The 25,931-nt window shown below is 69.4% G+C and carries 18 protein-coding genes, 1 other RNA gene and 1 pseudogene; 15 read left to right on the top strand and 5 right to left on the bottom strand.

Annotated elements, in window-relative coordinates:
- Positions 1 to 18: 18 nt before the first annotated feature.
- The 3 genes from ACFXQA_RS02095 to ACFXQA_RS02085 are packed head-to-tail and all read right to left on the bottom strand — an operon-like array spanning position 19 to position 4,635.
- Complete coding sequence (locus tag ACFXQA_RS02095; protein ID WP_394518135.1) at positions 19 to 2,358, bottom strand: transglutaminase TgpA family protein; 2,340 nt, start codon at positions 2,356 to 2,358, stop codon at positions 19 to 21.
- Complete coding sequence (locus ACFXQA_RS02090) at positions 2,351 to 3,610, bottom strand: DUF58 domain-containing protein (protein WP_394518134.1); 1,260 nt, start codon at positions 3,608 to 3,610, stop codon at positions 2,351 to 2,353. The genes ACFXQA_RS02095 and ACFXQA_RS02090 overlap by 8 nt, the downstream gene beginning before the upstream one ends.
- The gene (locus ACFXQA_RS02085) at positions 3,607 to 4,635 is read right to left on the bottom strand and encodes an AAA family ATPase (protein ID WP_394518133.1); all 1,029 of its coding nucleotides are present in this window, start codon (positions 4,633 to 4,635) and stop codon (positions 3,607 to 3,609) included. The genes ACFXQA_RS02090 and ACFXQA_RS02085 overlap by 4 nt, the downstream gene beginning before the upstream one ends.
- A 112-nt stretch (positions 4,636 to 4,747) precedes the next feature.
- On the opposite strand from ACFXQA_RS02085, the gene ffs reads away from it, so the two are divergent.
- An RNA gene (ffs, locus tag ACFXQA_RS02080) (signal recognition particle sRNA small type) lies at positions 4,748 to 4,844 on the top strand.
- A 15-nt stretch (positions 4,845 to 4,859) separates the two neighbouring features.
- Here ffs and ACFXQA_RS02075 read toward each other — a convergent pair.
- Together ACFXQA_RS02075 and ACFXQA_RS02070 are read right to left on the bottom strand one after the other, a co-directional pair.
- Positions 4,860 to 5,537 (bottom strand): NUDIX domain-containing protein, encoded by a 678-nt coding sequence (locus ACFXQA_RS02075; RefSeq protein ID WP_394518132.1) that lies wholly within the window; start codon positions 5,535 to 5,537, stop codon positions 4,860 to 4,862.
- Entirely contained in the window at positions 5,534 to 6,571 is a 1,038-nt protein-coding gene (locus ACFXQA_RS02070) for a DUF1266 domain-containing protein (protein WP_394518131.1), read from the bottom strand. The genes ACFXQA_RS02075 and ACFXQA_RS02070 overlap by 4 nt, the downstream gene beginning before the upstream one ends.
- A 147-nt stretch (positions 6,572 to 6,718) precedes the next feature.
- On the opposite strand from ACFXQA_RS02070, the gene pta reads away from it, so the two are divergent.
- From pta to pstS, 14 genes and pseudogenes are all read left to right on the top strand, one after another.
- Positions 6,719 to 8,860, top strand: a complete 2,142-nt coding sequence (gene pta / locus ACFXQA_RS02065) for a phosphate acetyltransferase (RefSeq protein ID WP_394518130.1) — start codon at positions 6,719 to 6,721, stop codon at positions 8,858 to 8,860.
- 180 nt (positions 8,861 to 9,040) lie between these two features.
- Positions 9,041 to 10,312 (top strand): acetate/propionate family kinase, encoded by a 1,272-nt coding sequence (locus ACFXQA_RS02060; RefSeq protein WP_394518129.1) that lies wholly within the window; start codon positions 9,041 to 9,043, stop codon positions 10,310 to 10,312.
- 233 nt (positions 10,313 to 10,545) lie between these two features.
- On the top strand, positions 10,546 to 11,283 hold the full coding sequence (locus tag ACFXQA_RS02055; RefSeq protein WP_394518128.1) for an HAD family hydrolase: 738 nt from the start codon (positions 10,546 to 10,548) through the stop codon (positions 11,281 to 11,283).
- A gap of 52 nt (positions 11,284 to 11,335) precedes the next feature.
- A complete protein-coding gene (locus ACFXQA_RS02050) occupies positions 11,336 to 13,876 on the top strand; it encodes a glycoside hydrolase family 65 protein (protein ID WP_394518127.1) in 2,541 nt (846 codons plus the stop codon).
- A gap of 222 nt (positions 13,877 to 14,098) precedes the next feature.
- Complete coding sequence (locus ACFXQA_RS02045; protein ID WP_394518126.1) at positions 14,099 to 15,292, top strand: ice-binding family protein; 1,194 nt, start codon at positions 14,099 to 14,101, stop codon at positions 15,290 to 15,292.
- Positions 15,293 to 15,336: 44 nt separating this feature from the next.
- Positions 15,337 to 17,652, top strand: a complete 2,316-nt coding sequence (locus tag ACFXQA_RS02040; RefSeq protein ID WP_394518125.1) for a DNA polymerase III subunit gamma and tau — start codon at positions 15,337 to 15,339, stop codon at positions 17,650 to 17,652.
- A 2-nt stretch (positions 17,653 to 17,654) separates the two neighbouring features.
- Entirely contained in the window at positions 17,655 to 18,248 is a 594-nt protein-coding gene (recR, locus tag ACFXQA_RS02035; protein WP_394518124.1) for a recombination mediator RecR, read from the top strand.
- Between the two features lie 65 nt (positions 18,249 to 18,313).
- Positions 18,314 to 18,631, top strand: a pseudogene (locus ACFXQA_RS02030) (EamA family transporter); the annotation flags it as partial.
- Between the two features lie 9 nt (positions 18,632 to 18,640).
- The gene (locus tag ACFXQA_RS02025) at positions 18,641 to 19,195 is read left to right on the top strand and encodes a DMT family transporter (RefSeq protein WP_394519064.1); all 555 of its coding nucleotides are present in this window, start codon (positions 18,641 to 18,643) and stop codon (positions 19,193 to 19,195) included.
- Positions 19,196 to 19,353: 158 nt separating this feature from the next.
- Entirely contained in the window at positions 19,354 to 19,905 is a 552-nt protein-coding gene (locus ACFXQA_RS02020) for a YegP family protein (RefSeq protein ID WP_394518123.1), read from the top strand.
- Positions 19,898 to 21,574, top strand: a complete 1,677-nt coding sequence (locus ACFXQA_RS02015; RefSeq protein WP_394518122.1) for a protein kinase domain-containing protein — start codon at positions 19,898 to 19,900, stop codon at positions 21,572 to 21,574. Before ACFXQA_RS02020 ends, ACFXQA_RS02015 begins: the two co-directional genes overlap by 8 nt.
- Positions 21,575 to 21,749: 175 nt before the next feature.
- A complete protein-coding gene (gene pstC, locus ACFXQA_RS02010) occupies positions 21,750 to 22,817 on the top strand; it encodes a phosphate ABC transporter permease subunit PstC (protein ID WP_394518121.1) in 1,068 nt (355 codons plus the stop codon).
- A complete protein-coding gene (pstA, locus tag ACFXQA_RS02005; RefSeq protein WP_394518120.1) occupies positions 22,814 to 24,265 on the top strand; it encodes a phosphate ABC transporter permease PstA in 1,452 nt (483 codons plus the stop codon). Before pstC ends, pstA begins: the two co-directional genes overlap by 4 nt.
- Positions 24,262 to 25,881: a phosphate ABC transporter substrate-binding protein PstS gene (gene pstS / locus ACFXQA_RS02000; protein ID WP_394518119.1), complete on the top strand. Its 1,620-nt coding sequence runs from the start codon at positions 24,262 to 24,264 to the stop codon at positions 25,879 to 25,881. Before pstA ends, pstS begins: the two co-directional genes overlap by 4 nt.
- Positions 25,882 to 25,931 lie beyond the last annotated feature (50 nt).

Here is a 25,931-nt window from a genome sequence, read left to right as displayed (position 1 = left end):
GGCCGGGCAGCCGCCGCCTCAGGCCGTGCTCTCCCGCGCCGGTCGTGCCCGCCGGCTCGCATACGTGCTGCCGGGGCGGACGGCGAGCGAGCGCGGGGCCACGCGGGCCACGAAGCGCCGGCCGGGTGACGCGGCGCCGAGCAGGCTGGTGCTCGCCGAGCTCACAGCATCCGCCCATTCCTCCCGCGCGACCGCCGCGCGATCGCCGGCGTAGCTGACGCGCTCGATCGCGGCGACCAGCACATCGGTGGCCGAAGGGTCGGCGCCGTGGTGCCGCACGAGCCGTGCACCGAAAGCGCGAGGCGACTCCGCGGCGGGAGCGGGTATGCCGAGGTCGACCGCGAGTTCCTGGATCGACAGCCACGCCGCGGGCGCATCGCCTCGCCCGGCAGCGGCGAGCAGACGCCGACGCCTGATCTCGCGCACCGCACCCGGCAGCGCGAGCGCGACGAGCGCGGCCAGCGTGAGCCCGAGGGGCCAGAGGTTCACGGATGCTGTCGAGCCGCCGCCGTTGGACGCTGCGCCGTCCTGCTCGTCGAGGGGCGTGAGTCCGGCCGAGGAGGTCGGCGTCGGCGTGGGAGTGGGTTCCTGCGTCTGGGGGGCCGAGGAGGGCGTCGTGCCCGGGGTCGTGGTCGAGCCGGAGGCGAAGTTCGTCGGGGTGCCGAGGCTGTTCGTCGGCTCGAACGGCACCCAGCCGATGCCGTCGAAGTGCACCTCCGGCCACGCGTGCAGCTGGGTGCTCTGCACCGAATAGACGGTCTCGCCGTCGGTCTGCGAGCCGGTACTCGAGCCGGGGAGGTACCCGACGACGATGCGGGCGGGCATGCCGAGCGTGCGTGCCATCACGGCGAACGCCGACGCGAAGTGCACGCAGTATCCCTGCCGCACGTCCAGGAATTCGGCGATGGCTTCGACCCCGGTGCCGTCGAAGCCGTCGGACACCGGTGCGTCGAGCGAGTAGCGGAAGTCGGTGCCGCGGAACCACGACTGCAGGGCGACCAGCGCGTCGTAGTCGGTGCGCGAGTCGGCGGTGATCTCGTCGGCGGTGCGGGCGATGACCGACGGGATGTCGCCCGGCAGCGCGTAGACGTCGTCGTCGTCGATCCCACCGGCCGACGTTGCGCGCACCTGTTCGAGCGTCGGATCGGGAACGGCGGCGACGACGTCGTACGACTGCTCTCGCACCGAGCCCGACTCGGCCTCGACGGTGCGGTTGTCGGCGAGGATCGACCAGGTTCCGTCGAGTCCGCTGACATCGGTGGCGGGGTAGGGGACCGGTGCGAACCGGCCGTTCAGCTCGACGACGTCGATGGTCGCGCGATCCTCGGTCACCGCGACGCCCTCGCCGACCGCGACGGGATCGAGTTCGGAGGCCTCGGGCTCGAGGTCGCGCGACTCCCCTTCGTCGGGGTCCCACACGGCGCCGTCGAACTGCGACAGGGTCGCGACGCGCAGGTAGGGCGCACCCGTGCCGGTGGTGCGCACCTGCAGCACCTCGACGGCTCCGGGCTGCCGCAGGTCGTCGCCGAGCTCGAGGGAGGGGTCGATGGTCGCACCGCCGGAGTTGCCGCCCACCGGACCCGCGCGGGCGTCGGGAGCGGGCAGAAGGGGGCTCGCGACCATGGCGACCACCACGGCGACCGCCCCGATGCCGATCGCCGTTCCCGGGGCGACCCGCGCCGATCTGCCGCGTGACGGCCGAGGCCCGCCGGCGCCATCGAGCCCGACCCCCTCTGCGCGGGCGCCCGCGGCGCGCTGCCGTGCGCGGGTGTCGACGGCGAGGAGGAACAGGATGCTGACGGCAAGGGCAGCGAACGCGACGATGTCGACGTCGCCGGGAACGGCGATGGAGGGGATGAGCGAGACGGCGACGAGACCGACGGCCGCCAGAAGGGGCATGCGCGCGGTCAGGACGACGTGGTCGAGGGCGACGGCGAGGAGCCCGATCGCCGCCACGATGAGAAACGACAGCGCGGGTCCGGCTTCGAGCGGCGCCGCGCCCAGCGCGACGTCTTCGATCGCCGACCGCACGAGGACGTCGGCCAACGTGAACGTCTCGGGAGTCGGGATGATCCAGAGAAATCCGGTGCCGCGGCCGAACGCGGCGGTGACGAGAGCGACCCAGACGATGATCTCGATGACGCTCACCAGGATGGCGGGCAGGCGCAGGCAGCGCGCTGCGTAGCCGGCGGCGAGCACCGCACCGGTGAGAGCGAAGGCCCCACCGACCCACGGCCCGGCGTCGACGACCCGCAGGAGGGGCATCATCGCCGCGAACAGCGCGATCCACACCCCGATCACGAGCGCGAGGTCGATGGTGCGCGAACGCGGCACGCCGCTCGCGCGTGCTTCAGGCACCGACACGGTTCACCCCGCGTTCCCGCGCCGTCTCCCACGCGTCGGCGAGGTCACCCTCGCTGAAGGCCGAGGCCGTGTGCCAGCCCTGGTCGCGCAGACGGGCGAGCGCGTCGGACGACGGCGAGGTCGCGATGATGACGGCGAGCGACGAATGATGGGCGAGGGGGGCGAGCGCCAGGGCGTCGGCGACTCTCAGGTGGCCGGTGATGACGACGACGGGGCCGGTCTGGGCTCCTGCGAACAGGCCGGCCGCGCGGGCCGCCCCGTTCCCCTGGCGGGCGACGAGGGTCGCGAACTGGGTCGCCAAGGCATCGATCTCGTGGATCTCTCCCCCCAGGATCGGCTCCGAGAGGGTGGACCCGTCGGTGTCGATGACCTCGACGGTGTATCCGTCGCGGACGAGCCGCGCGACGGCCGAGACGGCGGCCGACACCGCGGTTTCGAACGCCGCATCCGCCCCCGGTGCGCGGAGGGCGTCGGGGCCCCAGTGCGCGGCACCGCGGTCGAGGATCACGGTGGCTTCGGGGCTCGAGTCCTGCTCCTCTTGGCGCACCATCAGGGTGTCGCGATGCGCGGTCGCGCGCCAGTGGATGCGGCGCATCGAGTCGCCCGGGGCGTAGGGCCGTGCGACCAGGTTGTCGGCTCCCTGGCCCAGCTGGGTCGTGGCCGTCTCACGCGTGCCCCCGGTTTCGGCCGCGGTGGCGACGAACGGCACGAGTTCGACGACCCGCGGGGCGACCGTGACGCTCGTTCGTCCGCCGAGCCGGATCCGGCGACGGGCGAGGCCGAAGGGGTCGGTGGTGGTCAGCCCGAAGGGCCCGAGCGAATGGATGCCGCGGCTGCGCCCCTCGACGGTGTAGCGCAGATCGACCGCGCGGGCGCTGGCGCGGAGTCCTGAGCCCACCGCGGGGAAGATCCCGCGCGCGCGCCCGTCGAGTCCTGGCGAGACGGTGTCATCCCATGCACCCGGCGACATCGGGAGGGCGTTGCGCACCCCCACGCGAACGGTGACGACGCTCTCGCGTCCGACCGTCGCCACGTCGGGGGAGAGCGATCGCGACACCGTGTCGATGCGACGCGTGAACCACAGCGAGACCACGCTGGCGACCAGCACCGAAAGCAGAAGAACGCTGAAGTAGACGAGCTCCACGAGCCCGGCCTCGTGTGCGACGACGAATCCGAGGGCGGCCAACACGAGTGCTCCGGTTCCGCGGAGCGTCAGCGGCCAGACGCGCCGCACGAACCCGATCACGACCGGACGGCGAGAGGCACCCGGACGCTCGCGGCGATCTGGGCGAGGACGACGGCGACGGCCTCGGCCGCCGAGCGACCGCCTGCCGCTGCCCGGGTGGGGATGAGCCGGTGGGCGAAGACCGGCGCCAAGAGGGCTGCGACATCGTCGGGGATGACGAAACCCCGGCCGTCGAGCGCCGCACGCACCTTGGCGGCACGGATGAGTTGCAGCGTCGCGCGGGGGCTGGCGCCCAAGCGCAGGTCGGGGTGGGTGCGGGTGGCGTGGGCGAGTGCGACCGTGTACTCCTCCAGCGACGGAGCGACGTGCACGGCGCGTGCCCAGGCGATCAGGTCGCGCACGCGCGACGCGGTGACGACCGGATCGACGTTCTCGAGCGGGTTCACCGTGTCGCGCTGACGCAGCATGAGCGCTTCGGCCGCAGCATCCGGATAGCCCATCGAGATGCGCATCATGAACCGGTCGCGCTGCGCTTCGGGAAGGGCGTAGGTGCCCTCCATCTCGAGCGGGTTCTGCGTGGCCACGACGAGAAAAGGGGAGGGGAGGGCGTGGGTGCTGCCGTCGACCGTGACCTGATGCTCTTCCATCGCCTCGAGGAGGGCCGACTGGGTCTTCGGCGATGAGCGGTTGATCTCGTCGGCGATCACGATGTTCGCGAAGACCGCCCCGTGCTTGAACTCGAACTCCCGGGCGACGGGGTTGAACACCGAGACGCCGGTGATGTCGCCGGGGAGGAGGTCGGGGGTGAACTGGATGCGGTGCACGCTGGCGTCGACCGATGCGGCGAGCGCCTTCGCCAGAACCGTCTTGCCGACGCCCGGCACGTCTTCGATGAGAAGGTGCCCCTCGGCGAGCAGGGTGACGAGGGCGGTGCGGACGGCCTCGGGCTTTCCGTCGATCACTCGCTCGATGGAACGCGTGATGCCGCGGGTGAGCGACTCGAACGATTCCGCGGTGATCGGCTCGTCGGCGTCCTGCTCATCGCGCGAGACGCGGCGGCGGGTGGCTGACACGATCTGGTCCATGCGTCTCCCGGAGGTGCAGACGGCGGGGCCGTTCTCGCCGTTATGCAAGCGTAACCTGCGGTCGCGCGTGCGGGCCGGGAGGTGCCTGAGTGCGAACTCCGATAGACTCGTCGTCGGCTCTCCGCGTGGCGGCATCCCGGCCAACTCCCCCAGGACGGAAACGTAGCAAGGGTAACCAGGCTCTACCGGGTGCGCGGAGAGTCTTTTCTTTGCCCTGCGGGCGGTCAGCGGGCGAAGGGCCCGTCGATCACGGCCCATTGCAGCAGCATGATGGTCTTCGCATCCTGGATCGCACCGTCACGGATGCTGCGGAGCGCCTCGTCGATGTCGAGCTCGATCAGCTCGATGTCTTCGCCCTCTTCGGCCAGGCCGCCGCGGTCGCCCGTGCGTGACCCGCCGTCGTAGGCCGCGGCGTAGAAGTGCAGTCGCTCGGTCACCGATCCCGGGCTCATGTAGACATCGAAGACGTGGTCGATCTCGCCGAGCGAGACGCCCGTCTCCTCTTCTGCTTCACGACGGATCGCGGTTTCCGGGTCGTCGTCGTCGAGCAGGCCCGCGGCGGTCTCGAGCAGCATCCCATCGGGGTGATCGTTGACGTAGACCGGGTAGCGGAACTGCCGCGTCAGCAGCACCGTTCGTCGGTCTGCGTCGTAGAGCAGCACGGTCGCGCCGTTGCCGCGGTCGTAGGTCTCGCGCTGCTGCGTGGCCCACTCGCCGTCGGAGTCCTGGTAGTCGAGCGTCGTCTTGCGCAGCACGTGCCACGCCGAGGCCAGAAGTTCGACGTCGCGCACCTTGACGCGGGGGTTGCGGTCGAGTTCGAGTCCGGTGCGGTGAAGGCCGGTGCGGCCCCGCGCGTCGGGGATGTCGGCTCCGGGCAGCCCCGGTGCGTCGGCGTTCGTCATGCGTCCTCCGTAGGGTCGGTCGTCCGCGATCGTCGCGGGTAGGGGGTGGATGCGGCGGGCCACCCGTTCTCGCGAAGACCCGCGACGTTCGCGCGGTGGGCCTCGACCGACTCGAGTGAATCGGTGCGGAAGGCCGTGGCGAACGCGAGTGAGTCCCAGTACTCGTCGTAGCTGTCGTAGCGCTCGAACGCTTTGTCGGCGACCTGGCGCAGCAGTTCCCAGGCGCGCTCGGCGGTCAGATACCCGGTCATGTACGCGTACCGCACGCCGCCGATGACCCGCTCGACATCGCCGGCGAGCAGCAGCTCGGGCTCGCGTCCGTCGACAGCCTGCGAGAGCTCCAGCACGTCGAAGACGGTGCGTCCGGTGAGGGCCGCGACCCGCGAGGCCATGACGTCGGCGTCGGGGGAGTCCGCCACCGCTTCGAACCGCGCCGACAGGCGGCCCTTCGCGAGCAGATCGGCGACGAGCACTTCGGCATCGAGGGCCGACGCGATCTTGTAGTTGTCGTCGAGGGTGGTGCGCAGCTTCGACAGCGAGGTGTAGGGAAGGGCGGGCCACGGCGTGCCCTTCTGCCCGTCGGCCCAGGTCGCGCGGAGCGGCGCGGGCAGTTCGATCCACGCGAAGGCGAACGACAGAGACGAGTTCCACCCGCCGAACGAGTAGTCGCTCGCAGCATCCAGTGCCAGGATCTGCTGCTGTTCCAGGGTGATCGGCGAAGCTCCGGTGGCCTCGAGGTAGGCGCGCTGCGCGCGGCGCATGGCGCCCGCGTCCCAGCGGGCCAAGAGGCCGGCGGCGGTGATGAGGGTGACCACGAATCCGGCCGCACCGGCGAAGAACGGGTCGACCACCTCGGTGGCGAAGGCGATCGAGAAGAGGATCGTGGCGACGGTGAGCCCGCAGAGCATGGTGAGCAGAGCCCGGAGCGCTTGGTCCCTGGGGGTTGCACGGCGCCGGGCCTCGACGATCTTGGCGTAACGCGATCGCGACCGCACAGGAAACTCCACGTCGCCGATGTGGTTCTGCAGTGACATGAGACCGCCTTCGAAGGTGAGCGGATCAACGCTATCGAAGCGCGACGGGCGATCCGGTCGCGGCGGGGCCGTTGCAACCGTGCGGCGTTCTCACGAGGTCGAGAGACACCCAGGTTCGCGTCACCCGTTGCGGCCTACGCTGGACCCGTGGCGCAGAGCATCTACATCACCTCGGCCGAAGGACATTCCGGCAAGTCTTCTGTCGCGCTGGGCGTGCTCGATGCGCTCAGTCGCGCGACACCGCGGGTCGGGGTCTTCCGACCGATCGCGAGGTCGACCGTCGAGCGCGACTACGTGCTCGAGATGCTGCTCGCGCACGACGGTGTCGACCTCGACTACGACGAATGCGTCGGCGTGACCTACGACGACGTGCGTGCAGACGCGGATGCCGCGCTCGGACGCATCGTCGAACGGTACAAGGCCGTCGAGGCCCAGTGCGATGCGGTCGTCGTCATCGGCTCGGACTTCACCGACGTCGGCAGCCCCGCGGAGCTCGCCTACAACGCGCGGATCGCCGCGAATCTCGGAGCCCCGGTGCTCCTGGTCGTCGGCGGCCGGGCGCAGCAGGGGCAGAGCGAGCACCTGGGGGCGAGCGTCTCGCGCACCCCCGACGAGATGGGCCAGATCGCCTCGCTCGCGCTCGTCGAGCTCATCCACGAGCGCGCAGAACTCTTCGCGGTGATCGCCAACCGCACCGACCCCGAAGGCCTCGACGCGACGATCGAGGTCGTGCGATCCGTCGTCGCCGCGGCGCTTCCCGACGCCGCGGCAGAGTCGCGCGTACCGGTGTGGGCGCTTCCCGAAGACCGTTTCTTGATCGCCCCGTCGGTGCGGGGTGTGCTGCGCTCGGTCGACGGCGATCTTCTGAAGGGCGACCCCGAGCTGCTGACCCGCGAGGTGCTGGGCGTCGTCGTGGCCGGCATGTCGATGGTGAACGTGCTGCCGCGCCTGACGGAGTCGGCGATCGTGGTGATCCCGGCCGACCGCACCGAGGTGGTGCTCGCCACCCTGCTCGCGAACTCGTCCGGCACCTTCCCGTCGCTCGCGGGCATCGTCCTCAACGGCGGATTCGATCTGCCGGAGCCGATCGACAAGCTGATCGACGGCTTGGGTTCGTCGCTTCCCATCATCGCGACCGACCTCGGCACCTACGAGACCGCCGTGCGCATCATGAACACCCGCGGCAGGCTCGCCGCCGACTCCCAGCGCCGCTACGACACCGCACTGGCGATGTTCGAGAAGCACGTCGACACCTCCGAACTCACGCGCACGCTCGGGGTCGCGCGGCCGTCGGTCGTCACTCCGCTGATGTTCGAGTACGCGCTCGTCGAGCGTGCGCGCTCCGACCGGCGTCGCATCGTGCTGCCCGAGGGCGACGACGACCGCGTGCTGCGTGCCGCGGCGACGGTGCTCGCGCGGGGCATCGCCGACCTGACGATCCTCGGAGAAGAGATCGAGGTGCGAAACCGCGCGATCGAGCTCGGGATCGACCTCCAGCAGGCCGAAGTGCTGAGCCCGTTCGATGCCGTGCACGTGGCCAAGTTCGCCACCGAGTACGAGCGTCTGCGTGCCCACAAGGGCGTGACGTACGCGCAGGCCGCCGACACCGTCACCGACGTGTCGTACTTCGGCACGCTCATGGTGCACCTGGGCCTGGCCGACGGCATGGTGTCGGGGGCGGCGCACACCACCGCGCACACCATTCGGCCCGCCTTCGAGATCATCAAGACCAAGCCGGGCGTCTCGGTCGTCTCGAGCGTGTTCCTCATGGCGCTCGCCGACCGGGTGCTCGTCTACGGCGACTGCGCAGTGATCCCCGATCCGACGAGCGAGCAGCTCGCCGACATCGCCATCTCGTCGGCGGCGACGGCCGAGCAATTCGGCATCGACCCGCGTGTGGCGATGCTGTCGTACTCGACGGGGGCCTCGGGGACGGGCGCCGACGTCGAGAAGGTTCGCGCGGCGACCGCCCTCGTCCGCGATCGGGCGCCCGAGCTGCTGGTCGAAGGTCCGATCCAGTACGACGCCGCAGCCGACGCCGCCGTCGCCAAGGCGAAGATGCCGGAGTCCGACGTCGCGGGTCGTGCCACGGTCTTCGTCTTCCCCGACCTCAACACGGGGAACAACACGTATAAGGCCGTGCAGCGGTCCGCCGGTGCCGTCGCGATCGGCCCGATCCTGCAGGGTCTGAACAAGCCCATCAACGACCTGTCACGGGGCGCGCTCGTCGACGACATCGTCAACACGATCGCGATCACCGCCATCCAGGCGCAGAGCGAAGCATCCTGATGTTCCCCGCCGGGGAGCATGTCCCGAATTCCGCAACGATCGGGCTCGATCGTGGCGGAAAATGGGACATGTGAACGGGCGTGTCCCGAATTCCGCAACGAATGAGCCCATTCCTTGCGGAAAGTGGGACATGGTCGGACACAGCGTGGGTCAAATGAGGGACAAGAAGGTGGATGCTGCGTGAGCGCCGTACTCGTGGTCAACAGCGGCTCGTCGTCGCTGAAATACCAGCTCCTCGACGCCGACACCGAAGAGGTGCTGGCGTCGGGGCTCGTCGAACGCATCGGTTCTCCGGCAGGTTCCGGGGCCGCGGGCGTCGCGACGCACACACTCACTTCGGCGGCGCTCCGCCGGGTAGACCCGTCGCTCGCCGACGGTCCGTCCGAGGCCCCGACACTCCTCGACGCCACCTTCACCATCGAACGCGACATCGTCGACCACTCCGCGGCATTCCAGGTCATGCTCGAGGCGTTCGGCGAACACGGGCCGTCGCTCGCCGACAACCCTCCGCTGGCCGTCGGGCACCGCGTCGTGCACGGCGGAGCGCGCTTCTTCGAGCCGACCCTGATCACCCCGCTCGTCGAGATCAACATCGACGAGCTCTCGATGCTCGCGCCGCTGCACAACCCCGCGAATCTCTCCGGCATCCGGGCCGCACTCCACGCGTTCCCCGGCGTTCCCCACGTCGCGGTCTTCGACACCGCCTTCCACCAGACGCTCGCCCCGGCCGCCTACACCTACGCGATCGACTCCGCGCTGGCCGAGGCGCACCGCATCCGTCGCTACGGGTTCCACGGCACCTCGCACAAGTTCGTCAGCGAGGCGGCGGCGGTCTTCCTCGACCGGCCGCTCGCCGATCTGAAGCAGATCGTGTTCCACCTCGGCAACGGGGCATCGGCGACGGCGATCGACGGGGGTCGGTCTGTCGACACGTCGATGGGCCTGACGCCGCTCGAGGGTCTCGTGATGGGAACACGCTCCGGCGACATCGACCCCGCCGTGATCTTCCACCTCGCACGGCGCGCCGAGATGTCGACCGCCGACCTCGACGCCCTCTTGAACAAGAAGTCGGGGCTCCTCGGGCTCGCCGGAGTCAGCGACATGCGCGACATCCAGGCGGGGGTCGAGCAAGGCGAACCCGCGGCCACCCTCGCGTGGAACGTCTACATCCATCGCCTCCGCGGCTACGCGGGTGCCTACCTCGCGCAACTGGGCGGCGTCGACGTCATCTCGTTCACCGCGGGAGTCGGCGAGAACTCACCCGACGTCCGCGCCGGAGCCCTCGCGACCCTCGGATTCGCCGGCGTCGAGATCGACCCCGAGCGCAACAGCGCCCGAGGCCGCAGCATCCGGGTCATCTCGACCGATGACTCGCCCGTCACCGTGCTGGTCGTCCCCACGAACGAGGAGCTCGAGATCGCGCGGCAGACCCTGGCGGTCGCGCGCGCCTGAGCCCGCCTCCCGTCCCACTTCGCGTCATCCGCGCCACTTCGCGTCGAGCCTCTTCGTCGGCGCGGCGGTTCGCAGCATCCGCGCCGCTTCGAAATGGCGCGGATGCTGAAAAGTGCAGCGGAATGGGAGGAATCGCCCGGCGCTGCCCGCGTCCGGTCGGGGTGCGAGAGTCCTACTACTCTTGATGCACGGCACGACGGTGAGCCGCCGTATTCGTTCCCCCTGGAGGTCCCGTGCCTGACGAGCTTTCCGCCCTTCCCGACCTCGCTTCCTACGAGGCTGTGCTGTTCGACCTCGACGGCGTCCTCACGCCCACCGCCGAGGTGCACATGCACGCCTGGCGCGTCATGTTCGAGAAGCTCTTCGCCGACTGGAACATCACCCCGCCCTACAGCGATGCCGACTATTACGAGTATCTCGACGGCAAGCGCCGCTACGACGGGGTCGCGAGCCTTCTGCGCAGCCGCGACGTCGAAGTGCCGTGGGGCGAGCCGTCCGATGCGCCGACCGTCGACACGGTCAGCGGAATCGGCAACCGCAAGAACGCGGTCTTCACCCAGGTGCTCGAGAGCGACGGCATCGCCGCCTACCCGGGTTCGCTCGCCCTCGTTGAGCGGTTGCGTTCGGCGGGTGTGCCGGTCGCGGTCGTGTCGAGCTCGAAGAACGCCGAAGACGTGCTGAAGGCGGCCGGTATCCGCGACCTGTTCCCCGTCGTCATGGACGGCGTGATCGCCGAGCGCGACAACCTCACGTCGAAGCCCGCACCGGACGTGTTCCTGGAAGCGGCTCGGATGCTGGGAGTCGACCCCGCACGCTCCGTCGCCGTCGAAGACGCCCTGAGCGGCGTGCAGTCCGCTGCGGCCGGCCGCTTCGCCGTGGTCGTCGGCGTCGACCGCGGCACCGGCGCAGACAAGCTGCGCGAGGCGGGCGCGACGGTCGTGGTCGACGATCTCGCCGCGTTCCTCGACTGACCCGCGCTCCGCACCGCAGCGCAACCCGATACCCCTCACCGGAAGGTAATCCATGATCGATCGCGGTCGCTTCCCCGTCGACGAATGGCGTCTCATCGAGACCGAGGGGTCGCTCGACGACGCCGGGGTCACCGAGACGCTGTTCTCGGTCGGCAACGGTTACCTGGGGTTGCGGGGCAATCATCCCGAAGGCCGCTTCGCGCACGAGTCGGGAACCTTCATCAACGGGTTCCACGAGGTCTTCCCGATCCGTCACGCCGAGCGGGCCTACGGCTTCGCCGAGGTCGGTCAGACGATCATCAACGCCCCCGACGCGAAGGTCATGCGCGTCTACGTCGACGACGAGCCACTGTCGTTCGACGTCGCCGACGTGCGGGAGTACGAGCGTGCGCTCGACATGCGCGAGGGTGTGCTCCGCCGCCGAGTGCAGTGGTGCACGCCGTCCGGCAAGCTCGTCGAGCTCGAGGACGAGCGAATGGTGTCGTTCGACGAGAAGCACCTCGCCGTGCTCCGTATGACGGTCACCGTGCTGAACTCCGACGCTCCCGTGACGATCAGCTGCCAGCTGATCAACCGCCAAGACGGCGAGGGCATCTACGGCGGCACGCCGATCGGCACGACCAAGCCGGGCTTCGACCCGCGCAAGCCCGACAAGCTCGAGGACCGCGTGCTCCAGCCCCAGGAGTACTGGCAGGACGGCGAGCGTTCGGCGCTGAGCTATCGCGTCGCCGAATCGGGCATGACGATCGCGGTGGTGGCCGACCACCTCGTCGAGACCGAGAACGAATACACCGCGCGCAAGCTGATCGAGCCCGACATCGCCAAGAACGTCTTCCGCGTACAGGCGAAGGCCGGAGTCCCGACCACGATCACGAAGATCGTCAGCTATCACACCTCTCGCGGCGTGCCCGCCCGCGAGATCGTCGACCGCTGCCGCCGCACCCTGGATCGCGCCTGGTCGGTGGGGGTCCCCGCGATCTTCGCGCGGCAGCGCTCGTGGCTCGACGCCTTCTGGGCTCGCTCCGACGTGCAGATCGGCGGGCACCCCGACCTGCAGCAGGCCACCCGGTGGTGCCTGTTCCAGCTCGCGCAGGCCGCGGCCCGTGCCGACGGCCAGGGCGTCCCCGCGAAGGGCGTGACGGGGTCGGGCTACAGCGGTCACTACTTCTGGGACACCGAGATCTACGTGCTCCCGTTCCTCGCGTATACGACGCCCCTCTGGGCGCGCAACGCTCTGCGCATGCGCTACCTCATGCTGCCGGCCGCCCGCAAGCGCGCACACCAGCTGAACGAGGCCGGCGCGCTGTTCCCCTGGCGAACGATCAACGGCGAAGAGGCGTCGGCCTATTACGCCGCCGGAACCGCCCAGTACCACATCAACGCCGACGTGGCTTTCGCGCTGGCGAAGTACGTCAGGGTGACCGGAGACGTCGACTTCCTCGATTCCGAGGGCGTCGACATCGCGGTCGACACCGCGCGGCTGTGGGCGACGCTCGGCTTCTGGCGCTCGAGCGACGGTGTGCACGACGGCCAGGGCGATTCGTTCCACATCCACGGTGTGACCGGCCCCGACGAGTACACGACGGTCGTGAACGACAACCTGTTCACGAACGTCATGGCCCGTTTCAACCTGCGCTTCGCCGCGCGCACGGTGCGCGAGATGGAAGAAGCCGATTACGACGCCTACACGCGTATGGTCGAGCGCCTGAACCTCGATCCGTCCGAGCCCGGAATGTGGGACCGCGCCGCCGAGGCGATGCACATCCCCTACAGCGAGGCCCTCGGCATCCACCCGCAAGACCACGTGTTCCTCGAACGCGAGATCTGGGACCTCGAGCACACACCGCCCGACCAGCGTCCGCTGCTGCTGCACTTCCACCCGCTGGTGATCTACCGCTACCAGGTGCTCAAGCAGGCCGACGTGGTGCTGGCCCTGTTCCTGCAGGGCAACCACTTCACGCCCGAAGAGAAACTCGCCGACTTCACCTACTACGACCCGCTCACGACGGGCGACTCGACGCTGTCGGCTGTCGTGCAGGCGATTCTCGCGGCCGAGGTGGGCTATCAGGATCTGGCGCTGGAGTATTTCCGCGAATCGATCTTCGTCGACCTCGCCGACCTCCACAACAACGCGGCCGACGGTGTGCACGTGGCGTCGGCGGGCGGGGTGTGGACGGCACTCGTGTCGGGTTTCGGCGGCATGCGCGATCACTTCGGCGACCTCACGTTCGACCCGCGACTGCCCGCGGACTGGCCGTCACTGTCGTACGTGCTGCACTGGCAGGGCACGCGCCTGAACATCGTATTGACCGCAGAGACCATGACGGTGGAAGCCGGCGAGGGTGACCCCGTCGACTTCTCGGTGCGCGGCGTCGGTTATTCGGTCTACGGCGGATCGACTGTGGTGGTGCCGCTCGACGGACAGGGCCCGATCATTCCCGGCAAGCCGTCGATCCGTCAGTTCGCCGATGCGCGGCGCGAAGACGGGTCTTTCCTGTCGGCGTCGGTACCGACCGTGACCGCTTCGATTCCGGTCGTCGACCACGGGACGACGCCGATCGCGGGGGAGTCGCCCCTCGGGGCGGATGTCTGAGCCGTTTCAGGAGACCTGATGTGTGTCCGGACGAAAACGGCGCTATTTCGGTAGTTTACATCGCTCTGGGAAAGAGCAGGTGGATGTCAAATTTTATTTTAGATTGGCGATATTCAAGATAGTGTGGTAATCGGCTCAACTCGGGCCGTTGTTCCCTCGCATTTCACGGGGGCTGATAAGGCGGTTCCCATGGGAACCCACACGTTCGTTAGCAATCCGTCTATGGGCTCCCGGTTTCTCGGGAGGACCGCGGCGGTATGCCTGGTCGTCGCGGGTCTCGTGCTGGGTGGCCTAGCCATAGGCGGCACCAGCGCAGACGCGGCCACGCGGGTCGGCCTCGGCGAGGCCGACAGCTATGTCGTGCTCGGCGGGCAGGCCGTCACCAACACCGGCCCCAGCAGTCTCGAAGGAGACCTGGGGGTCTCTCCCGGGACGGCGATCACCGGCATCACCGACGACAACTTCGTCGCCCCCGGAACGCTGAATCAGACCGACGCGCCCCAGGCGCAGAGCGACCTGACGGTGGCGTACAACGACGCCGCGGGGCAGGAGTCCAATGCGGCCTCGCCCCCCGATCTCGGTGGGCAGACGCTCGTCGAGGGGGTCTACACCTCGACCTCGACGGCAGCTCTCACGGGTACCTTGACGCTGAACGCCCAAGGCAATGCCGACGCCGTGTGGATCTTCCAGGTCGGATCCAGCTTGACGACCGCATCGAGCAGCGTCGTGTCCCTCATCGGCGGCGCGCAGGCGTGCAACGTGTTCTGGCAGGTGGGGGAGTCGGCGACTCTCGGCACCGACTCCGAGTTCGTCGGAACCATCATGGCACTGACGTCGATCACCGTCACCTCGGGAACGAACGTCGAGGGCCGTGCGCTCGCGCGAAACGGTGCGGTGACTCTCGACACCAACGTGTTCTCCGACCCGCGCTGCGCCGGTGACACCGACGGTGACGGCGAGGCTGACGCCGATGGCGATACGGATGCTGACACGGACGTCACGGATGCTGATGCCGACGGCGGTACAGATGTCACCGACACTGACGCGGACGCGACGGATGCGGATACCGACGTGACCGACACGGATGCCGACGTCACCGACACCGACACCGAGGCGACCGACACCGAGGCGACCGACACCGAGGCGACCGACACCGAGGCGACCGACACCGAGGCGACCGACACTGAGGCGACCGACACCGACACGGATACGGATGTCGGCCCGACGGATGCGGGCACCGACACCGACACCGACAGCAAGACCGACGGTGGCAACGCGACGGACGACGTGCTTCCGGCCACCGGACAAGACGGATCGAGCGGGTGGCTGCTGCTGCCGGCCGGCCTCTTCGTCGCCCTCGGCGCCGTAGCCCTGACGGTGCTGCACACCGCCCGCCGGCGGGAGTCTTCGCACTGACCCTCTCCGGGCGGTATGTCGGCGGTAGGTCGTAGGCTGTTCGGGTGACCACAGCCCTCTACCGCCGCTACCGCCCGGAGGCGTTCGGCGAGATGATCGGGCAGTCTCAGGTCACCGATCCGCTCATGACGGCTCTCCGCAGCGACAGGGTCGGCCACGCCTACCTGTTCTCGGGGCCGCGAGGTTGCGGAAAGACGACGTCGGCCCGTATCCTCGCACGCTGCCTCAACTGTGCGGCGGGGCCCACCGACACCCCCTGCGGCACGTGCGACAGCTGCGTCGAACTGGGCCGCGGCGGCGGGGGCTCTCTCGACGTCGTCGAGATCGACGCGGCCAGCCACAACGGCGTCGACGACGCGCGAGATCTGCGCGAACGGGCGATCTTCGCACCGGCTCGCGATCGCTTCAAGATCTTCATCCTCGACGAAGCGCACATGGTCACCCAGCAGGGGTTCAATGCCCTGCTAAAGCTCGTCGAAGAGCCGCCCGACCACGTCAAGTTCATCTTCGCGACGACCGAGCCCGAGAAGGTGCTCGGCACCATCCGCTCGCGAACCCACCACTATCCCTTCCGGCTTGTGCCTCCGGCGGCGATGCTCGAATACGTCCAAGAGCTCAGCGAGACCGAGGGCGTCGACGTTCAAGCGGGCGTTCTCCCGCTCGTCGTTCGGGCCGGCGGCGGCTCACCGCGCGACACGCTCTCGCTGCTCGACCAGCTCATCGCCGGTTCCGATCCATCGACCGCCGCCGACGCCACGGGCCGTGTCGAGGTGAAGTACGAGCGCGCCGTCGCCCTGCTGGGCTACACGCACGCCGAGCTGCTCGACGAGGTCGTCGACGCGTTCGGTGTGCGCGACGCCGCCGCGGCGTTCTCGTCGGTCGACCGGGTCGTGCAGACGGGGCAAGACCCCCGCAGGTTCGTCGACGACCTGCTCGAACGGCTCCGCGACCTCATCGTGGTCGCCGCGACAGGGCAGAGCGCGGGTGCGGTGCTCCGGGGCATCTCGGTCGAAGAGCTCGAGCGCATGTCGCGACAGGCGGGTCTTTTCGGTGCGCAGCGACTGTCGCGCACCGCAGACCTCGTCGTCAACGCGCTCGACGAGATGACAGGGGCGACGTCACCTCGCCTTCACCTCGAGCTGCTCGTCGCCCGTGTGCTCGCCGAGTCCGGTGCGGCGCCCGCTGCCGCCGCCCCGCACACCGCCTCCGCGGCGACGGCCGTCGTTCCGACCGCCGCGACTCCGCGTGCTGCTGCCCCGCCCACGCTCGATCGAAAAGCAGAGCGAGAAGCCGAGCGTGAAGCCGAGCGTGAAGCGCCGCGTCGAGACGAACAGGCCGCTCCAGCCGCGGCCCCGGCGTCGCACGCACCCGTCGCGCAGACGCAGGCGGCCGCTCGGCCCGTCGAGGCGCGCGAGCCCGATCCGGTCGCCCCGCCTGAGCCGTTCGGCGACCCCGAACCGCCCGAAGATCGTGAGCCGCCGGCCGAACCCGAACCGCGAAGCGATCCTGCCGGCCAGTTCGCTCCGCCCGCCGCGGCGGGCCCGCTCACGGTGCAGCGCCTGCGAGACGCGTGGCCCGAGGTGCTGGGACGCCTCGAGACCATCAGTCGTTCATCCTGGCTGATCGCCTCGGGCGCACGGGTGGCGGCGCTCGACGACGACGTCCTCACCCTCACCTTCGCCAACGCGAGCGATGTGGCCGGGTTCAAGAAGCGCACGGCGGGGGCCGGGCCGAGCGAAGACCTGCGACAGGCCATCATGGGTGTCCTCGGCATCCGCGTGAAGTACATCGCCCGGCACGACGGCGAGTCCGGCGGCTCTGGGCCGGGTGACCCCGGCAGCCAGACACCCCCGACGTCTCCGGCACCCGGGCGAGACCGGCAGGCGACCAACGCCGCGCCGTCTGCCGCGACGCCCGTGACCGAGTGGGCGGTGGCCTCCATTCCGACGACGTTCGAGGCCGACACCGCCCCGCCGGCTTCGTCCCCGTCCGGTAGTGGGCGGTCACCGGCACCCGTCGCCCGCGCCATAGGACAGTTCGCCGTCGACGACGAGCCCGAAGAGGCGACCTCGGTGCGTGTCGCGACCCTCGAGCCGGTGCGCGAGGGGGCGGTGTTGCCCGTCCGCGAGGTCGAAGCATCCGTCATCGTCGATGATGACCCGGAAGACGAGCTCCCCCCACCCGACGAAGCGTTCGACGCGCCCGTTCCTCCGGTGGTCGCGCCGTCGCTCGCGCGGCCCGCGCCCGTCAGCTCGGCACGCGGCGGAGTCCAGCGCGTGGGTGAGGCCGTCGTCCGGCAGGTGCTGGGCGCCACGTTCGTGCGCGAAGAGCCCTACGAGTCGCCGACCAGGTTCGGCTGAGCATGTACGACGGAATCGTTCAAGACCTCATCGACGAATTCGGGCGGTTGCCCGGCATCGGCCCCAAGTCGGCGCAGCGCATCACCTTCCACATTCTGCAGTCGCCTTCCTTCGACGTCTCGCGGTTGTCGATCCTGCTCGGCGAGGTGCGCGAGAAAGTGCGCTTCTGCGAGATCTGCGGCAACGTGTCCGAGCAAGACCGGTGCAGCATCTGCCGTGACCCACGGCGCAACCCGACGCTGATCTGCGTGGTCGAAGACGCGAAAGACGTGGCCGCGATCGAACGCACCCGCGAGTTCCGCGGTCTCTACCACGTGCTCGGCGGCGCGATCAGCCCGATCGCGGGCATCGGGCCCGACGACCTGCGCATCACCTCGCTCATGCAGCGCCTCGCCGACGGCACGGTGCAAGAGGTCATCCTCGCGACGAACCCCAACCTCGAAGGCGAAGCGACGGCGACGTATCTGAGCCGGCTGCTTCGCACCCTCGAGATCCACGTGACGCGGTTGGCCTCGGGACTCCCCGTCGGCGGCGATCTCGAGTACGCCGACGAGGTCACCCTCGGCCGTGCGTTCGAGGGGCGCCGCACGCTGTGACCGCGGCGTCGGTGGGAGGGGCCCCGACCCGATTCACCCGGCGCGCGTGGCTGCTCTTCGCCGTGATGGCGGTGCTCTGGGGCATTCCGTACCTCTTCATCAAAGAGGCCGTCGATTCCCTGTCGCCACCGGCCGTCGTGTGCATCCGCACCCTCGGAGCGGCGCTCCTGCTCCTGCCGTTCGCGGTGCGCCGGGGCGCACTCCGGCCCGCACTGCGGGCGTGGCGCTGGGTGCTCGTGTTCGCCCTTCTCGAGATGGCGGGCCCGTTCATCCTGCTCGCGCACGCCGAGCAGACCCTCCCGTCGGGCCTCACCGGCCTGCTCGTGGCGACCGTCCCGTTGTTCGCCGCCATCATCGCGTTCGTCGCCGGCGACCGTGGCGCGTTGCGTCCGGTGCGCATCATCGGACTCGTCGTGGGGTTCGCGGGCGTGGCGGTGATCGTGGCGGGCCCTGGCCTCGCGCTCGGCGACGGACCCGAGGGGGCGATCGCGGTCGGCGAGGTCCTCCTCGTCGCCGTCCTCTACTCCATCGCCCCCTTCGTCGTGGCTCGGCGCCTGCGCGAGGTGCCCGCGTTGGGGTCGGTGACCCTGTCGCTGCTCATGGTCGGGATCGCCTACCTGCCGCTGGCGATTCTCACGTCGCACAGCCTGCCGACCGCCCGCAGCGCCTTCTCGGTCGCAGCGCTCACCGTGCTCTGCACCGCCGTCGCGTTCCTCGCGTTCTTCGCCCTCATCCGCGAAGTCGGGCCCGCCCGTGCGCCTCTGTTCACGTACGTCAATCCGATCGTCGCCGTCGTGCTCGGCGTGATCGTGCTGAGCGAGCCCCTCGCACCCGCGCTCCTGGCGGGGGTGCCGCTCGTTCTCCTCGGATGCTGGCTCGCGGCCACCGGCGGATCCGTCCGCGCGCGGCGTCGTCCTGCTGTGCCACCGCCGATCGCGCCCGGCTGACCCGATTCGACGCTCGGGCACGAGACGATCACCGTTCGTATACCGTTCGGCCATCTTTCGATGTGCAGTCGTACATGCGCGCCGACCACGTTCGAGCATCGACGGTCGGCGAGATACTCATGGGGAGTTCTCAAGAACGGCCGCGCGATAGGACCACAGTGAGCGAGGCGCTCCCGAGACGAACGGCCCACGCGGGTCGGATCGTCTTCGACACCTTCCGGTCGGCCTACGATCCGATGCTCAATTCGTGGCTCGTGTTCCGTGCTCAGATCCTCCGCGAGACGCTCACGGTTCCGGCCGATGTCTCTCCGTCGGGATCGGATGAGCGCGAGCGCGCCCGCGCCGGCCGGTTCGGCGTATGGCGAATCCTCGCGACCAACAACCGTGAGCTCGGCCGCGGCTCCGGTCTCTTCGCCACCCCTTCCGAGGCGCTCGCCACCGTCGAGATCCTGCAGAGCGAAGCGCTGGAGCTCGCCGCAGCCGTCGTCCGCGGCGTCACCCCGATGACGCACGGGTGGGTGCTCCGCCGCGACGGCGAGGCCGTCATGACCTCGTCGCGGTGGTACGAGTCGGCGTCCGAGGCCGCGACCGCAGCCCGAGCGGCGCGCACGGTGCTGGCGACCGCGACGATCGCGACGGGTGTCAACATCGGCACGCAGTCCGGTCGACGGCTTCGGCGAGCCATCGTCCCCGTGAACCCGATTGTCTGACGCGGAGCACCCCGAGCCGCCCGCCGACGGTCTCGTCGCCGGCCGCTTCCGCGTGCTCGGCCTGCTCGGTTCCGGCGCGACCGCCTCGGTGTACGAGGCGCTCGATACCGTGGCCGGCGGGCGCGTCGCGGTGAAGGTTTTGCATCCGCACCTCGCCGAGCGACGCACCCTCCGCACGGCGTTCCTCCGCGAGGCCGAGAGGGTCGCCGGCATCGCGCACCCCGCGCTGTGCGGTGTCATCGGGTCGGGCGTGCACGACGAAGGCGGTACCCCGCAGACATGGAGCGCCTGGCAGCTGGCACCCGGGGTCACGCTCGGCGAGCACGTGCGCGAGCGCGGCGTGCTGTCGGCGCGCGCTGCGGTCGACGTGGGTGCGCGGGTTCTCGACGGGCTCGCCGCGCTCCACTCGGCACGACTCGTGCACCGCGACATCTCGCCGTCGAACATCGTCATCGACGTGGATGCTGCGGGCCGCCTGCGCGACGCGCGCATCATCGATTTCGGGCTCGTCGACGTGGCGGGATCGACCACCCGCGGCGGTGACGTGCTGCGCAGTGAAGAGGGCGACGGCGTCGTCGGCAACCTGCAGTACGCGGCGCCCGAACTGCTGCGCGGGGAGGGCGTCGGACCGGCCGCGGACCTCTATCAGCTGGCCGGAGTGCTGTACTTCGCGCTCGTCGGCGGCCCGCCCTTCCCGCGGGAATCGTCGGAGGCCACCATCCGGGCGCACCAGTCGGCGCCGCCGCCGACCGCGTCGGTGCGCGTCGGCGGTATCCCGGTGTCGCTCGATCGGGTCATCGTGCGGGCCATGCTGAAAGACCCCGACTCGAGGTTCGCATCGGCGAACGAGATGCGCGCCGCACTCGCTGCCTCGGTGGCGCCACGTACGACCACCGCGACGACGCCGGTCGCTGCGACGACGAAGACGCGGGTGTTCGCGCCCGTCGCCCCCACGCCGGCCGACCCGGTGCGCGTGCGAGAGCCCGAGCCCGAACCGGGCCGCACTGGCGCCGGGTGGCTGTGGGGGCTCGGCCTGGTCGCGGCGGCGCTGGTGGTCGCGGTCGTCGTCGCGCTGTCGTCGGGGGGCGGCGCGCCGACCGTGCGAGAGACCTCGACCCCGATTGCCGAAACCCCCGTTGCGCCCACCCCGACTCCGACGGTGTCGACGCCGCCTCCGGTGACCCCGTCCGCCGTGCCCGCGATCCTCGTTCCTGCGGTGGAGGGGATGACGGCGGATGCTGCGCGCCAAGCGCTCGAACGAGCCGGACTCGCCGTCGGCGAGATCCGACAGACCGACTCGGTGCAGTCGTCGGGAACCGTGCTGGGCAGCGATCCCGCCGCGGGAGGGTCGCTCACCCCGGGGGGCATCGTCTCGCTCACGGTCGCGAGCGGCGACAACTCGGTGCCCGACGTCATCGGGGTCCCGGAACAGCAGGCGACTGAGGCCGTCGCCGCTGCGGGGTTCACCCCCGTCGTCACTCGGCAGATATCGGAGGCCCCGACGGGAACCGTGGTCTCGGTGCAGCCGTCGCCGGCTGCCAGCGTCCCGCTCGGCACTTCGGTCACCATCGTCGTCGCCGCCGCGCCGCCCGCTCCGGTGCCCACGACCCCGCCCGTCACACCGACGCCGACCCCGACGCCCACCCCCACACCGGGAGCCACGCCGTGACGTCCCCCGCTCATGACCGCGACAGCCGTCCTTCGCACGATCGACCCGGGCTGTTCACCTTCGAGGCTCACGATGGCGACGATCCGGCTGGAACCCGCCGCCGGTCGTTCTCCTCAGGAAGATCCATGAGACGACCTTTTCGCCTGCCCGCGGGCCGAGCCATCGGAATGCAGGCATGACGACGGTCCGTCCAGACGATCTCACCGAGGTCTTGAATGCGCTCGACTCCGATGATTCGGCGACCGGGCCGGAGGGTGGCTCCGACAACGCGGTCGTCGCGCGGCCCCTGAAGGCGGCCCCGTCGGTCTCGGATTCCATCTTCCGTTCGGGATCGTTCCTCGCCGGCGGGATCACCGTGGCGATCATGCTCGCCGTCGGTCTCTTCCTGACTCTCCGCAGCGGCGAAGCGCTGAGCATCGCCGGTCTGTCGTTCTTCTGGGAGCAGGAGTGGTCGCCGGAGTCGGGCTCCTTCGGCATCGTCGCGGTTCTGTTCGGCACCGTCTCGATCGCGGTGGTCGCGATGATCTTCTCGGTGCCGCTCGCGCTCGGCACGGCCCTGCTGATCTCCGAGATCGTCTCACCACGTGTGAGGTCGCTGCTGACGACCCTCGTCGACCTGATGGCAGCGGTTCCCAGCGTCGTGTACGGCCTCTGGGGCGTCTTCTTCCTCCAGGAAGCCGTCATCCCCGTCGCCCAGTGGGTGTCGGCCTATTTCGGCTGGATACCGATCTTCGCGGTGACAGACCCCGACGGCGCTCGACTCACCGAGGCTGGAGCGTTCACGTCTTCGGCGTTCATCGCCGGGATCGTCGTCGCCTTGATGGTGGCACCCACCCAGACGTCGGTGATGCGCGAGGCGTTCTCCCAGGCTCCGGTGGGGGAGCGGGAGGGTGCTCTCGCCCTCGGCTCGACGCGCTGGGGGATGATCCGCACCGTGGTTCTGCCGTTCGGGCGCGGCGGCGTCATCGGGGGCACGATGCTCGGCCTCGGCCGCGCGCTCGGCGAGACCATCGCGGTCTACATGATCATCTCGCCCATCTTCACGATCAACTGGGAGGTGCTGAGCAAGGGAACCAACTCCATCTCGGCACTGATCGCGCTTCGCTACGGCGAAGCGAGCCAATTCGGGCTGTCGGCGTTGATGGCCGCGGGCCTGACGCTCTTCCTCATCACGCTGGTGATCAACTTCACCGCGTCGTCGATCGTGTCGCGGTCCCGCTCCGGTGCAGAAAGCGACGGATGACCTTGACCGTGAATGACACGATCACCACGCTGATCGAGCCTGCAGAACACCGAACGTCGCGGGAAACAGAATCCCGGGACTCGTTCGATGCGCCCGCGGCCGATACCGTCCCGACCGGCCACACCTCGTTGCCCTCCCCCGGAGACACCCCCATCGGTCCGCGACGGCACCTTCGAGGGGCACCCGCAGAAGAGAGGTTCAACCTCCTCGGTGCGCTCGCAGCATCCGTGGCGTTCGCCACCCTTCTCTTCGGGTGGGTGACCCCCATGACCGGCGCCATCGGCTGGGCCGTCGTCGCCTACCTGGCGTTCATCGGCATCTATGCGCTGCTGATCATCCTTCGCAGCGACCGCCTCGAGGTCGCCGATCGAGTCATGACGGCATTGCTCTACAGCGCGGGCGCCATCCTTCTCGCGGCCCTGGTGTTCGTCGTCGTCTTCACCGTCGTGCGCGGCATGCCCGCCCTGGTGCATCCGAACTTCTTCGTGCAGACCATGCAGTACGCCGGTCCTCTCGACCCGCTCGAGGTCGGAGGCATCGCCCACGCCATCGTCGGGACGTTGATCCAGATCTCGATCGCGCTCGCCATCGCGGTTCCCCTCGGCATCGCCACCGCCGTCTTCATGAACGAGATCGGCGGACGCTTCGCTCGTTTCGTGCGCACGATCTCCGACGCCATGACGGCGCTTCCGTCGATCGTCGCGGGTCTGTTCATCTATGCCGCCGTGATCACCCTGGTCACGCACGAGAGATCGGGCTTCGCGGCGTCGCTCGCGATCACTGTGATGATGCTGCCGATCATCATCCGCGCGTCCGACGTCGTCTTGCGCCTCGTTCCCGGCAACCTGCGGGAGGCGTCGTACGCTCTCGGCGCTTCACGGTGGCGCACGGTCTGGAACGTCGTACTGCCCACCTCGAGATCGGGGTTGGCGACGGCGGTCATCCTGGGCACGGCGCGCGGCGTGGGCGAGACCTCACCCGTGCTGTTGACCTCCGGTGTCACCGCGGTCATGAACGCGAACCCGTTCTCGGGCGCGATGATCTCGCTCCCGCTGCAGGTCTTCGACATGGTGAAATCGCCCGAGCCGACCATGATCGCGCGCGGGTTCGGTGCGGCGGCGACCCTCATTCTTCTCGTGCTGCTCCTCTTCATCATCGCCAGAGCCGTCGGCGGTAAAGGCCCCGGCCAGATCAGCACCCGCCGTCGCCGAGCTCTCGCCACAGGTTCGCTGGCGGATCTGCAGCGGATCGAAGATCGCCTGGCGACCCGCGCGTCGATCGAGACCGCGGTCTTCGCACCGGTGTCGAACGCCGCTCCGATCTCAGGAGAGCCGCAGATGCTCGAGGCCTCGAACGAGGACGACGTGCCCGATACGCCGGCGCAGCCCGAGGCCGCATCCGACATCACCGAAGTCATCCACCCCGACACTCCGAAGGAGTCCTCGTGATCCGTCGACGTTTTCGTCTTCTCGCGACGGCCATCGTCACCCTCCTCGCCGCCGGCATCGTCGGAGGGGGTGGCACGGCCGCCGTCGCGGCCACGTCGTACGCGAACATCTCCGGCTCAGGCTCGACGTGGTCGCAGAACGCCCTCGACCAGTGGCGCCGGAACGTGCAGTCCAACTACACGATGACGGTCGATTACCGCGGCCTGGGCTCCACCGCCGGTCGCGGCGACTTCATCAACCGGACCGTCGACTTCGCCATCAGCGAGATCCCCTTCCAGCTCCAGCCCACCGAGCAGGGCGCGCAGCCCGAGAAGCCCGTCGCGGGCAGCTACGCCTACATGCCGATCGTGGCGGGTGGTACGGCCTTCATGTACAACCTGAAGATCGGCGGAAAGCGGGTCACGAACCTGCGGCTGTCGGGCGCGACGGTGTCGAAGATCTTCGCGGGGCAGATCACCAACTGGAACAACCCCGAGATCCAAGCCGACAACCCTGGTCTCGCCATGCCCGACCGGGCCATCCAACGCGTCGCACGCTCGGACGGCTCGGGTTCGACCGCGCAGTTCACGCTGTGGATGTCGAAGCAGCACGGCGACATCTGGAAGACCGGCATGACGTCTCAGTTCCCCGACAACGTGGGCGCGACGTTGCAGAGCGGTTCGCTCGGTGTGTCCGGGTACGTGAGCCAGAACTACGGCGAGGGTGCGATCACCTACGTCGAGTACTCCTACGCGGTGAAGTCCGGGTTCCCCGTCGCCAAGATGCTGAACGCCGCCGGGTACTACATCGAGCCGACGGCGTCGTCGGTCGCGGTCGCGATGCTGAAGGCGCAGATCAACAACGACGTGAACTCACCCGACTACCTGACCCAGATCCTCGACGGGGTGTACGGCAACGCCGACCCCCGCACGTATCCGCTGTCGAGCTACTCGTACATGATCGTGCCGACCGTCGAGGGCGGCACGTTCAACGCCGACAAGGGGAGGACCTTGGGCGAATTCGCCCGATACGTCCTCTGCGAAGGTCAACAACAGGCCGAACAGCTCGGATACTCACCTCTTCCGATGAACCTCGTGCAGGCCGGAGCCGACCAGATCAAGCGCATACCCGGGGCTCAGGGGTCTGTCGTCGACATCAACAAGTGCAACAACCCGACGTTCAAGCCGGGCGACTCCGTCGACAACAATCAGCTCGCTCTGACGGCCAAGCAGCCCGCCGAATGCGACCGCAAGGGCCCTGACCAGTGCACGACGGGTACCGCTGGCGCCGCCGACACGGTGACCGATGTCACGGGATCCGGCAACGGCGGGTCTTCGGCCGACGCTGGCGGATCGCCGGCTGCGGCTGCGGCAGCGGGTGCTGCCGCCGATACCCCGGCGGCGGCGGCGGAAGCGGCCGTCGCGGCGGATGCTCCCGTCTACGACGCGAACGGAGACCTCGTCTCGGCCGCGGCCGGCGGCGGAAGAGCTGCGGCTTCCTCCCCGTTCACCCTCCCCGACTCCCCGTGGGGGCCGCCTCAATTCCTGATGCTCGCCGCCGCCATCCTGCTCCTGGCCGCCATCGCCACGCCTCCGGTCCTTTCCCGGAGCATGGGCCGAACGCGGTCGAAGAACTGACGGCAGTCGTCGCCCGGGCAGTCGATCAGGGGCGTCTGATCTCGCCCGGA

The organism is Microbacterium shimangi, assembly GCF_043556445.1.
GTDB lineage: Bacteria > Actinomycetota > Actinomycetes > Actinomycetales > Microbacteriaceae > Microbacterium.
This window is presented reverse-complemented; position numbering and strand designations above follow the sequence as displayed.

Bases quoted from the DNA above. Each gene is read 5' to 3' on its own strand.
- ACFXQA_RS02070 (WP_394518131.1), bottom strand. From the start codon at position 6,571: ATGTCACTGCAGAACCACATCGGCGACGTGGAGTTTCCTGTGCGGTCG.
- ACFXQA_RS02085 (WP_394518133.1), bottom strand. From the start codon at position 4,635: ATGGACCAGATCGTGTCAGCCACCCGCCGCCGCGTCTCGCGCGATGAG.
- ACFXQA_RS02045 (WP_394518126.1), top strand. From the start codon at position 14,099: ATGGGCTCCCGGTTTCTCGGGAGGACCGCGGCGGTATGCCTGGTCGTC.
- ACFXQA_RS02075 (WP_394518132.1), bottom strand. From the start codon at position 5,537: ATGACGAACGCCGACGCACCGGGGCTGCCCGGAGCCGACATCCCCGAC.
- pstC (WP_394518121.1), top strand. From the start codon at position 21,750: ATGACGACGGTCCGTCCAGACGATCTCACCGAGGTCTTGAATGCGCTC.
- ACFXQA_RS02050 (WP_394518127.1), top strand. From the start codon at position 11,336: ATGATCGATCGCGGTCGCTTCCCCGTCGACGAATGGCGTCTCATCGAG.
- pstA (WP_394518120.1), top strand. From the start codon at position 22,814: ATGACCTTGACCGTGAATGACACGATCACCACGCTGATCGAGCCTGCA.
- recR (WP_394518124.1), top strand. From the start codon at position 17,655: ATGTACGACGGAATCGTTCAAGACCTCATCGACGAATTCGGGCGGTTG.